5 protein-coding genes are annotated in these 12,273 nt (G+C 48.6%); all 5 read right to left on the minus strand.

Annotation, left to right across the window (positions count from 1 at the left end; all coding sequences use genetic code 11):
- Nucleotides 1-2,503: fibronectin type III domain-containing protein (locus tag BK127_RS33615; RefSeq protein ID WP_179097696.1), on the minus strand; the 2,503-nt coding region annotated here is incomplete at its 3' end.
- Nucleotides 2,504-2,562: 59 nt separating this feature from the next.
- A complete protein-coding gene (locus BK127_RS44115; RefSeq protein WP_076236475.1) occupies nt 2,563-2,976 on the minus strand; it encodes a hypothetical protein in 414 nt (137 codons plus the stop codon).
- 25 nt (nt 2,977-3,001) lie between these two features.
- A complete protein-coding gene (locus BK127_RS33625) occupies nt 3,002-7,693 on the minus strand; it encodes an S-layer homology domain-containing protein (RefSeq protein ID WP_179097697.1) in 4,692 nt (1,563 codons plus the stop codon).
- Nucleotides 7,694-7,886: 193 nt separating this feature from the next.
- Nucleotides 7,887-8,999, minus strand: coding sequence for a response regulator (locus tag BK127_RS33630; protein WP_076236479.1), 1,113 nt, complete (start codon nt 8,997-8,999; stop codon nt 7,887-7,889).
- A gap of 63 nt (nt 9,000-9,062) precedes the next feature.
- Nucleotides 9,063-12,152 carry a hybrid sensor histidine kinase/response regulator gene (locus tag BK127_RS33635; RefSeq protein WP_305954343.1) on the minus strand — a complete coding sequence of 1,030 codons (3,090 nt, stop codon included), beginning with the start codon at nt 12,150-12,152 and terminating at the stop codon, nt 9,063-9,065.
- Nucleotides 12,153-12,273 lie beyond the last annotated feature (121 nt).

A 12,273-nucleotide genomic window follows, 5' to 3' on the forward strand; every position in this document is an offset into this window, starting at 1 on the left:
CGCCCATTGGTGCGTTTGGCACCGTAGCCGGTGCGTTCGGTGACGTCGGTATCACGCTATTCGATGGAGTCGATGCGACCGAGCTTCCTACGACATTTGTTGCAACGACGGTGAATGTATACCCCGTCCCATACGTCAACCCCGTAACGGTGAGGGGACTGCCTGTACCACTAGCCGTCAATCCTCCCGGACTCGAGGTCACGGTGTAGCCGGTTATGGGGCTGTTTCCATTACTGACCGGTGCCGTAAAGCTCACGGTTGCTTGCGACTGACCATTCACTGACACTGCCGTTACGCCCATTGGTGCGCCCGGCACTGCTGCCGGGGCGTTCGTTACCGTGGGTATCACGCTATTCGATGGAGTCGATGCGACCGAGCTTCCTACGACATTTGTTGCAACGACGGTGAATGTATACACCGTCCCATACGTCAACCCCGTAACGGTGAGGGGACTGCCTGTACCACTAGACGTCAAACCTCCCGGGCTAGATGTCACGGTGTAACCGATTATGGGACTGTTTCCATTACTGACCGGTGCCGTAAAGCTCACTGTCGCTTGCGATTGACCATTCGTTACCTCTGCGGTTACAGCAGTCGGAGTACCCGGAGGGGACTCTGACAATATTTGGATGCGATTGTTACTAAAATCGGCTACATATACATTACCTCTGCTGTCTATTGCCACACCGCTTGGATACTCAAACTCTCCCAGATTGCTTCCGTAGCCACCACCGCTCTTCTTCCATTCGCTCCATATTCCTGTCGCTACAATCAGCTTCTGGATACGATTATTTTCGGAATCAGCCACGTATAAATCCCCGTTACTGTCTACCGCCACACTGAATGGCTCATTAAACTCTCCGAGGCTGCTTCCTTTCCCGCCGCCGCTCTTCTTCCACTCGCTCCATACTCCTGTAGCTACTGTCAGCTTCTGAACGCGATTGTTTGATGTATCCGCCACATATACATTACCGCTGCTGTCAACCTCCAGGCCGCTTGGATAATTAAACTCCCCCAAGCTGCTTCCTTTCCCGCCGCCGCTCTTCTTCCACTCGCTCCATATTCCTGTTGCTACCGTCAGCTTCTGGATCCGATGGTTATTGGTATCCGCCACATACACATTACCGCTGCGATCTACCGCCACCCCGCCTGGATATTCAAACTCTCCGGGGCCGCTTCCTTTCCCGCCGCCACTCTTCTTCCACTCGCTCCATACCCCTGTAGCTACCGTCAGCTTCTGGATGCGGTGGTTATAACGATCCGCCACGTATACATTACCACTGCTGTCTACAGCGACATCGGTTGGACTCTCAAACTCTCCCAGGCCGCTTCCTAACCCCCCACCGCTCTTCTTCCACTCGCTCCACACACTTGAAGCTCCTGTTACTGTCAGCTTCTGGATACGATTGTTATCGTAATCGGCCACATATACATTTCTCTCGCTGTCTACCGCCACACCGCTTGGATACCGAAACTGTCCCGGGTCCGTTCCAGCAATTACTCCCTGATATACCCACTCGCTCCATAATCCTGCAGCTACCGTCAGCTTCTGCATGCGCTCATTACCGGAATCGGCCACATATACATTACCGCTGCTGTCTACCGCGACTCCTTTCGGATTATTAAAATCTCCCAAGCCACTTCCGGAACCACCGCCGCTCTTCTTCCACTCGCTCCACACACTTGTAGCTCCTGTTACTGTCAGCTTCTGGATTCGATGGTTATTGGTATCGGCCACGTATACATTATCGCTACTGTCTACAGCAATGTGGAGCGGATTATTAAACTCTCCCAGACCACTTCCGGAACCACCGCCGCTCTTCTTCCACTCGCTCCATACACTTGTGGAACCATTCAGCTTCTGGATTCGATGGTTATTGGTATCCCCCACGTATACATTACCACTGCTGTCTATCGCAACGCTGGATGGCATGTAAAACTCTCCCAGGCCGCTTCCATTGCCGCTGCCGCTCTTCTTCCACTCGCTCCATACTCCTGTAGCTATTGTCAGCTTCTGGATCCGATGGTTCCAAGTATCCGCTACATACACATTACCGCTGCTGTCTACCGCCACGCCTTTTGGATTATTAAATTCTCCCAGGCCGCTTCCCGAACCACCGCCACTCTTCTCCCACGCACTCCATACCCCTGTATCTCCTGTTACTGTCAGCTTCTGGATGCGATGATTACTGGTATCCGCCACATATACATTACCGCCGCTATCTACTGCTACGCCGACTGGACTGTAAAACTCCCCCAGGCCATTTCCTGACTCGCCGCTGCTACTCTTCCACTCGCTCCACACCCCTGTAGCTGCCGTCAGCTTCTGGATACGATGGTTATTGTAATCCGCCACGTATACATTACCACTGCTGTCTACCGCTACTCCGCTCGGATTAGAGAACGCTCCGAGCGAATTACCGCTCGTTGGTCCTATCTTGGCGTATTGACTCCATTGATCTGCTGCTTGCACTGGAAATACGAATAATGCTATGGTGGCCATAAAGATCGCAATGATCCATACCTCCAACCTTCCTCTAAACTGATTTGCATGTCCCCGATTCATAACTTGTATTTCCCTTCTAAATGAATTTTCTTGTTTATTAGCACCTCAGGGAAATTGAACATTTTTGCTATTCCCTTGGCACATGTCATAGCATCTTTTAGAGTATCCCAAGCATATACACCAGTTGTTAGAGTGCCATCCCTATCTATTCCGTTGATTAGAACGCAATATTGATTGGCACCATTTTTGTGAATTTCTATAAAATTTAGAGTATCTAAATTTGTTAGCGATCCATTGCGATTATTCAACCCTCTCATCTTGTCCTTTCTTAAAATTAATACGGAGCAGTGAATCGTTTTTCTGCTTCTGCAAAAAGTCCCCGCCATAAGATGGCTGGGACTTTTTACAGATTCAGGAGCAAACGTCCTTCTCTTAGCTTCCTTGTTACTCTTTAATTGTGACTCAAACAAGATTCACAGGTTCAATCGGCCTCCTCTACCGCTCCGAATGTGCTGCCGCCGGCTCATGAGTATGATCAACGGATGCCTCTTGAATGTTCTTAAACGCCCAGTGGTTTGCAGGTACATCGCTCCACTTAGCATCGGATACAGACAACGGGTCGCGACCTGCCAGCTTGTTAAACATCGTCACCGCTTCAGCGCGGGTAAGGGTCTGCTCAGGACGGAACGTACCGTCCTCGTATCCATTAACTACTCCCGCCGCTTTCGCTTTTACGATCGCTGCCGCTGCCCAGTGACCTGAAGTGTCGGAGAAGCTGTCTCCGCCTGCACCTTCCGTGGCCGTGCTCAAACGCGCTGCAATGGTTGCCGTTTCCGCGCGTGTAATGGTCTGTTCCGGTTTGAAGCTGCCGTCCGGATAGCCGTCCATCAGTCCGCTGTCCGCTGCCCGGTCAATGGCTGATTTCGCCCAATGCGTCTGCGCAGCATCCGTAAAGACTTTGGCTGCCGGCTTAACGCTTTTATACTTATCGAACAATCGGACTAACACTGTTGCCATTTCCGCACGTGTAATTGGCTTTTCCGGTCCGAATGTGCCGTCCGGATAGCCCGTCATATACGCTTGATGCACTTTACTTGTTTGCGATCCTAACTGAACGACCGTAAACGTACTGAACTTGCTCACGGTAAACCGTATGCCCAGCTTACCTGTTGTATCGAATGGGACGATTTCTCCTCGAACCAGCTCCTTTGTGCCATCGCTATGCTCAATGAAGATGCCCAACTCTTTGAGCTGCTGCTCACTCAAGCCCGTTTCGGGCAGGGGGAGTACCAGTGTAACCGGGCGATTCTGCATGTTCGTCTCGATCATCATCGGACGACCCAACACGTTAACTACTGCGCTGCCTGCGGCTTCGCGCACAATCTGCTCCGTTCTTGCGCGTTGTTCGATTTCACTGCGTTCGCTCTCTGTTTTGACCGGCACTATATTGAAGAATAAATCTTCCTTCCAGCCATTCATCGCCTCGTCCGGAATAATAACACGCACATTATTCGTGCTGATCTCCAAATCTACTTTATTGTCCGACAATTTGGCTGTCGATTCTTTCGGCAATGTCACTTTAATTTCTGAAACTTCATCCTTAGGATCAGGAATGACGAGCTTGGCAGAGCTGGAACCTGCTGCTTTCAGTTGATCAACCAGCTTGTCCGCCTGACCCGGCGTCAGGGAAATTTCATCCTTCTTCCGTCCATCTGCCCCTGTCGTACGGTGTACTACCGCAGTCGACATAACTCCTCCGTTGCCGCTATTTTCTACATTAACGGTAATGGTCTCGCCCTGTGAAGAACCGGACGAAGATCTGCTACCACTGCCGGACGAATTGCGCAAGGTAATCGCAGCGCTAATCGCGGGTGTTGTTACATTGCCCACTGCATCCGTCAACTCCATTGAAACTGTCTTTGCCCCACTGCCTGAGAGCAATGTCCACGCTTTTATTCCGGTCACTGCTTCCCATGCGCTCCAGGTCGCATTATCGTTGGAGAAGCGCATTTGAACACTACCCGAACCCGTACCGTCACCGCTTGTGATCGTCAAGCTGACAGAGGTCGAGATTGTGCCTTCCGCACCGCTGTTAATGCTCAGCGTTCCAACTGGTGCGGTTTTATCGAACAACACGCTGCTGCCATCCTTCGTCGCACTTACGCGCGTTCCCGCATTTCCGTTGAGATCGGCAAAGTCGATGGAGAATGCAACAATCCCTTCGCTTTCACTGCCATTGAACGTAAGCGCAGCCTTGTAGACGCTGCTGCCGACACTAGTTACACTCGCCGGACGTCCTGCAATTGTCACCTCAGGCATAGCTCTCAGCGGCTTGCTCGCTGTAAACGTCAAGGTTGCTGTATCTCCGGTTTTGGCTAGTGCCGTAGCCGGGTTGCTGCTTTTTATACTGACCGCCGTCAATGTTGGATAGATAGGCAATACAGCACCGGCCTGCGGAGTTGCTGTAGCTTCATTGGAGTATTCGCTTATACGCCTGGTATCGGCCGCTTTCACCACGAAGTAATAGGCTGTGCCGTTCACCAAACCGGCTACATTGTACGTTAAGCCCGTTACCGTAGCGACAGGTACTCCGTTATAGAAACCAGTGGCTGTACCTGAATAGATGTTGTAATACGTTGCTCCCGTTACGGTGCTCCAATTCAGTGCAACTTGACCGTCTCCGGCAGATGCGCTTAGCCCTGCAGGTGCCGGAAGCGGCTCCTCTGTTACCGCCGCGGTTTTCGCGCTTTCCACAGCCGTACCGGATATTACGCCTGTCTTCGCTGTAGGCGTCACCTCAAAGCTGATCAATTTACCAAGGTCCGCGACTTGCAGGACGTACGTTTTTGCCGTTGCTCCCGTTATCGCAGATTTATTTGTACCAGCCGCATCGTCTGACCGGTACCACTTGAAGAGGCTCACTCCCTCCAGATCCCCGTCAGCATCGCTGTACGTATAGCTGCCTGTCAAGGTTTGCCCGACCTTGGCTGCTCCACTGATTGTGGCAGCTGCAGAGGTCGGTGCACTATTGAATTTCTGCCACTCCAAATAAGGATAACCGTCATTTTTGAAGGGATCCATCCTCCACACGCCAGGATCAGCGAAGCTCCAGTTGACATAGGTTCTCTGCTGCTTCATGGCATCTGTGGCTTTAGGCTCGCCCTTCCCGGTATCGCTTAAGCCGGAAACGTCTTTGTCATAATAAGACTCTGTTATCGAACCCGTTCCATTTGCATAGGAGCCGAATAAGCCTCCTGTTGTAGCCGGAACGTTCGATGTGACCTCAGCAGCTGCATACGAGTGGAGCATATCGAGCTTTCTTCCGTCGGCATTTGCAACCAGTCCGCCTGCAAATACAGAATTACTCTCAACCTTGCCTTTGAAGTACGAATCCGTTATCGTTATCGGGCTACTGTCTACTAAGCCTATTAGTCCCCCTGCAAAACCCGATGCCGCTTTGACAGAACCTGTAGCATACACCTGGCTAATTGTTGTCGGACTCATAGCATGACCAACCAGACCACCGACAAAATTAGAGCTCGATTGGATATCCACGTTCTTCAAGCCGAGACGCTGGATCTCCGCCTCTTGGATAACCCCGAAAAAGCCTGGCCGCTGCGCCGACGAAGCAATTTTCAAATTCGAAATCGTATGCCCGTCTCCGTCAAATTTTCCTGTGAAAGGAATCGCCATGGTGGTTCCTAACGGCACCCAGCCTGTTCCCTCATTGTAAGGAGCTATTCCCAGATCGATGTCAGCCGTCAGTTTATAATATCCTTTCTTATACTGTGGATGTCCGATTGGGTACAGATAGTATCTGATGCTGTTGAGCTGCTCTGCGGTTTCGATCAGCCAAGGGTCCGCTTCCAAACCTGCTCCCCCCGCAAAAGGATGCACAATCGGACCATACCAGGCGCTCTTCACCGCTATTCCTGTTGCTTTGCCTGTTGCTGCTACAGGCGTAACCTCGAAGCGGATATATTTGCCTAAGTATTCCTTCCCCCCAGTGAAATAGGTTCGGCTAGTTGCGCCGTTTATTACACTCTCGGATGAGCCTGAGGCATTATCTGCACTGTACCACTTAAAGGTGGATGTGCCTTCAGCATCATTCTCGGTATCCTGATATGAATAGCTACCGGTCAAGGTCTGACCTACCTTGGCATTCCCGCTTATCGTGACGGATGAAGCAGTAGGGGCACGGTCAAACGCCTTTAAATAGGGGTAACCGTCGTTTTTATTCGGTTCCATTCCCCACGCTCCCGTATTCGTGAAATCCCAGCCCGAGCCAGGATAAACAGGATACGTCGCACTCAGCTTCAAGTCAAAGGATACTAACGGAGTGCCTAAACCCCGGGTGAATCCGGTCATATCGGACGCGTAATAGGAATCCGTGACAAAACCGCTGCCTGTTGGCATCAAACCGCTGGATGTATTATTGTTTAGCGGAGTTTTGACCGTGGCAACAGCATAGCTGGAAAGTATGTTCGTATCCGGTGTGCTGCTGCTGCCGATCAAACCGCTGGCACTGTTCACAACGCTCTCAACAGCGCCGTTAAAATATGATTTATGTAGCAGCACGGCTTGAGTGAACGGGGGAAATGGGGGCATTGGCACAGAAACACTTTCTGCGAAACCAACCAATCCCCCCGTATTCGATCCCCCAGTAACGGACCCTGTAGCAAATACATTGATGATTGTCGTAGCTTTGGCCCAGCCGACCAAACTTCCGACATTATTGGCGGATAAAGAGCTTATATTCACATTTAATAAACCGATATTATTGATAGTAGAGCTTTCGACGACACCGAACAAACCGAGATTATCCGCAGTCGATGTGATTCTAAGACTTTTAATCGTATGACCGTTCCCATCGAATGTCCCTTTAAAGGGAGTGCCGGTGGTGCCTATCGGCTCCCAGTCTGCCCCTTGACCGTAGTAGGACAAATCGATGTCGTTTATTAACTTATAGTGGGCGGACAGATCATTTCTCACCTCGTTTAGCATGGAAGCCGTATCAATCAGGTACGGATCGCCGGATACTCCTGTCCCCCCTGCAAAACTCCCATTAAAAGCTCTCGAAATACCCGCCATTCCGAACAAACCGAACAGTTGCAGCAATACAAGTGCAGCCGCCAGCCATTTACGGCTCCTGACGGTATTACTTCTTTGTTTCCACAAATCTTTCATCTTTTTCATTCCTTTCAAAATCTGCTTATGGTTTGCATACATTTTTATACTAGCAAACGATTCTCCCAAGATTCTCACAAAACCCTGTTGCTTCCGTGGCGCTTTGAGCATATGGGTTACAAAACCACAAAAAAACAGAGAGAACATGCTTTCGCTGTTCTCTCTGCCTTTGAACCTATTTGCAAATTTACAATTATATGATATAGGTAGTCATTCGGTCCCTCATCTCCTGCGGTGGCTCCAATCCGATTTCCCGTCGATAGGAGGCAGCGAACCTCTCGTAATGCTTGGTTATCTTCTCCGTATTTCCACTATGAATAAAGATGTCCATCAAGAGCTGGTTCATCTCCTCATGCAGTGGATACAGCGACAAGTAAGCATCAAGCCTCAACTCCGCTTTCGTCCATTCCTGTGCGAGCATATCACTCTCGATCAGACTACGAACCAGCAAAGTATATTGTTTAACGTATCCTTCTTCAAGTGAAGTCTTCCACATATAATCTCTCCTCTCCAGCAGAGGACCTTTATAGAGGGAACACAACCATTCCACATGCACATGATCCTGCAAGACTCCATTTAAAGCTGATCGTTGCCGCTCGAACGCCAGAACATCGTACATGAAATCAGACACTTCCATCCTGTACCCTTCATTTGTATTCTGGATATCCATTCCAATCTGGTGCTCTTTGAGTATTTTTTTCAAACGATAAATCGTATTGTGTAAATTATGTGAAGAACGGTCCTCCTGCATCTGAGGCCAAAGCAAATCCACCAGGTGCCACTTACTTAGCTCCTTCCCCGGATGGCAAAGAAAGAAGGCGAACAGTTCCTCCGACTTACGCGTCGGAAAACGAATCGTTACACCTTCCCGATTGCGAACCTCAAATCCTCCAAAGCATCGGATCGAGGCCGTCTTATCTCCTTTCTCAGCAGGAAGAGCAGGTTTCTGCTGCTTGATCAGGCGGCTTGCGACCCGTTCAATTGCCGCTGGCGTCACCGGCTTTAGAATATAGTCAAAGGCAAATACCTCAAAGGCATCCAGCGCGTACTGCCTGTAGGCTGTCGTGAAAATAATTCGGATCTCGTCCGACAGCTCAACTATTTTTTGTGCAAGTTCCAGACCGTTCATCCTCGGCATCTCCACATCCAGGAAAACGACATCCGGTTTAAGCAGGGGTAGACAAGCGAGCGCCTCCAGCGGATTCGTGAAGGCCCCAATAATGTTGTAGTTCGGATTGTGACCAATCACGTATTTCATTAAATCCAGAATCGGTTTTTCGTCTTCAACAATGATGACTTTGAACAACGGTATCCCTCCCAGGAATGGCATTAGATCATTTAGCTTGGCAAGAATCTGCCTTAATCGGCACTACGGAATCAGCCCATTCAAGCCAGTCGGTAAATACATAGTGACTCGGGTTCCCCTTCCCATCTCGGAGCTAAAGGTCAAGGTAGCCCCTGGAATCGAATCTAGACGTTTACGGATATTGGGGATACCAATTCCGACATTTGGCGATTCACCTTTGGACATTTGATACAGAAGATCGTTCGGAATCCCGATGCCATCATCTTCAATGATCACCTTTATGTACCCTTCACCTTCGTCAATCTTAAGCGTAACTTGTCCATATCCCTCTTTCTCGAACAGCCCGTGTCGAATCGCATTTTCCACAAACGGCTGGATGCATAAGGAAGGAATATGATAGTACCGAACACTTTTATCAACGTCACATACAAATTCAAACCGTTCACCAAAACGAGCCCTTTCGATCTCAACATACGCATGAATCAGCTCCAATTCACGAGACAGAGGAACAAATAGCGTAGAGCGATCCATATCAAGGATGTAACGTAAATATTGACTGAGCATCGTTAATAAATAGGCTGCTTTCTCTCCGTCCGTATAACAAAAAGAAATCACGCTGCTCAGTGCATTGTACAAAAAATGCGGTTTGATCTGAGCTTGATGAAATGCTTGTTCATTGCGAATTGCTTCCTGAATCGCGGTTTTCATGGCAATTAGGGTCTGGATTCTGGCGATTAACGTCTCTGCGTCAAAAGGCTTGGTAACATAATCATTGGCCCCTGCCCTGAAGCCGATTGCGATATCCTGGGAGGTGTCCTTGACAGTGGTAAACAAGATGGGCAGATCAAGAATTGAATAGCCTCCTCGAAGTATGCGGCACAATTCAATTCCGGAGGTTTCAGGCATCATGACATCCAGAACAACCAGGTCGACTTGAGGGTGCTGCTTGATCTTGACCATCGCCTCTTTAGCCGATAATGCCGTAAGCACGTTATACTTATGTCGCTTCAGAATGTTAAGCAAAATATGGATGTTCGAAGCCTCATCATCGACAATCATAATCGTGTGACCCTGCTGATCCAGAATATCCAGAGGCAGGTGATCACGCGTAACACGCTGAGGCTCTGATGTCGTATAGGCTGTTTCACGGTAGAATGGAATCGGGGCCACGCTTGGCAATGTGAACCTCATTCGTGTTCCTTGTCCGACCTCTGACCAATCAACCCGGATGTCCCCTTCCATTTGTTCGACAAGCTTACGGCTAATATACAACCCAACACCCATACCCGTGTATCCATCCTGGGGAATCGGCTGATTGAACTGCTCAAAATAACCAAATATGGCAGCTTGTTTAGCCTTGGAGATCCCTGTTCCCGTATCCTCAACGAAAATCGATACCGTGTCATCGAGCACACTCGACATCACTGTGATCGTTCCTTTAACTGTATGCTTGATGGCATTATGCACAAGATTGTACATGATTTGACGCAGCCGGTTCTCGTCCGCCCGAACCCAGACATCGGAACCCACTCGATTATCAAGCCGCACCTCCTTACCCAACAGTTCAAATTCCAGTACATCAAACACAATTTGCACCACAACCCTCACATCTACAACGGTCAGATGCAATCGCAGCTCTCCGTGCTTTAAACGAGTGACATCAATCAAATCGTGAATCAACATCGATAGCTTGACGGATGTATCCTTGATCAGCCATAAATTTTGTTTTTGCTTCAATGTTAAATTTCGTTCCTCATCAACCAGTAAATGCGATGTCATGTTCATAATGCCGTGCAGCGGCGTCTTGATCTCATGGGACGTATGGGTCAAAAATTCATCCTTCCGCTGATTGGAAACCATTAGTTGATGCGTAAGCTTCTCTGTCTTCTCATAGGCGTTCGCGAATCTTATAGCAAGCAGCATATTTATAAATGCAATAAAGCAAAGTATGCTTACTTTCCCTGCCAGATCGGTAGGAACGATATTCACGGTATATAAAATTCCATCTATCAAAAAAGCAGTCAGTGAAACGATACCGCAAATGAATAACATCAGTTCCTTGCGGTTTGACGAATCTCGTTCATTTAAGCTGTACAAATAAATCATTCGTCCCAATAGGTACATCGCTGCGATTCCTATATAAAATAAGAAAACAGGTTTAATTTGACTGTGTACTTGATAAGGCAGAGTTAGTGTCGCTGCCATATACAAAACAATCGGAGCCAGCATTAGATTCATCTTACGGGACGTCAGAAGCCGCATATCAATGGAGCAAAAAAACAATATAATCACAGCTGCGCTGAGAAACTCACTTAAATCGAGCAGCTTGTAGCTGATAGCAAAAGGAAGCTCGGGCAGCAGCCTTTGCAGAAGCTTCTCGCCAAAAAGCATCTGGTTAAACAGCAGGGTTACCAAATACAGCCCACTAAATAAATAAGTCTTCTCTCTCCTGCCCAGAAAATAAAAGCTAAGATGATACACCCCAAACATACCCAAAATAAATACAGCCGCAATATCAGTTCCTATCTGAATACTATTCATCTTCGTAATGTCCTGATGCAACCCGAGTTGAATCGAATTAACGATACCGCCATTGACATACACATAGTTGGCCACTTGAATCACAATTTCAACTTCACTTTCCTTCGGTTGAAAAAACGCGGTGTAGGGCGTATTGCCAGGCTTATGCAGGAGTGGATCCGCTGCTGGTTGTCCGCTGCTCCCCTCGACCTTTCCATTAATATATAGACGGTGAGACATCCGAATGCTTCTCACTTTTACACCTAATACTTCGTCCGAAACCGGAACGATCACCTTCAGCCGGTATGTTCCATATCCCGTTTTACTTACCCCGCCAACCGTTTGTTCTCCTTTCCATGTGCCGGGTACAGAGGTATACGGAACTACTGCTCCTAAACCTTGCTTAAAATCAGCAGGCTCCAGCATTTGACCTTCATAAAACTCCCACTCGCCATCCAGGACAACTAATCCCTGTCGGTTGAAATCCCAATTAGACAAATCCTGTACTCCATGCTTTGCCAGCGGAGTATCCCGATTTGGTATCGTTTGATTATATATTGCGATAAAAAGCGCCATGAAAAGTGAAAAGATCAAGCCCATCACAATGAGCTTGCGATAATATACGCTTATCAACTACGTATCCCTCCCATGGTATTCAACAATAAGTTCATACTACCATGTATTCCTCATGATCGCTGTGATCTTGTTGAGAAAACTTTTGTGTTCATTCTAATCATTCTATCAAACCGTTCTC

It is taken from the genome of Paenibacillus sp. FSL H7-0331, from assembly GCF_001956045.1.

What these genes read in the sequence shown, in the direction of transcription:
- BK127_RS33625 (WP_179097697.1), bottom strand. Translation starts at nt 7,693, where the DNA reads ATGAAAGATTTGTGGAAACAAAGAAGTAATACCGTCAGGAGCCGTAAA.